Origin of the sequence: Siminovitchia sediminis (assembly GCF_042680885.1) — a bacterium.
GTDB lineage: Bacteria > Bacillota > Bacilli > Bacillales > Bacillaceae_C > Siminovitchia > Siminovitchia sediminis.
Genome location: NZ_JBHUEO010000114.1, coordinates 1 through 516 on the forward strand (window position 1 = coordinate 1; position 516 = coordinate 516).

Sequence of the window (516 nt, forward strand, 5' to 3'; positions counted from 1 at the left end):
GAGTGGTTACTATGCCTATTTGAAACGGCCCAAAAAACTGGCCTCCCGTGAGAATCAAGCACTTCTCACCCGCATCAAACGTATATACACAATGCATAAAGGAACCTTGGGCGCTAAACGGATCGCCAAAGTACTTTCAACTTCTGGTTCGGCCGTCAATCATAAAAGGGTAGCGAGACTGATGAGGGAAGCCAACCTTAAAGCCAATGTCAGGCTTCCTAAATCCACTGCCGAGTCCAAGAGTGAGTCTGCAGGGTTTGTTTATGAAAACCATTTAAACCGTGACTTCGACACCCAATTTCCGGATACGAAATGGGTTACCGACATGACAGAGATTGTGCTGGAAGGACAAAAGGTATACATTTCCGCCCTGAAGGATTTATTCAATGGGGAAGTCATTGCTTTTGAAACATCTTCCAGTCCCAACCAAGAATTAATCTGCAGAACGATCCGGTCTGCCCAACAAAATAGAAAACTGAAAAACCTGGAAGGTGTGCTCATTCACAGTGATCGGGG

1 protein-coding gene is annotated in these 516 nt (G+C 45.5%); it reads left to right on the plus strand.

The window, feature by feature from the left end; genetic code table 11:
• The coding region (locus tag ACFSCZ_RS20185; protein ID WP_380776282.1) for an IS3 family transposase at positions 1 to 516 on the plus strand (516 nt) is incomplete at both ends.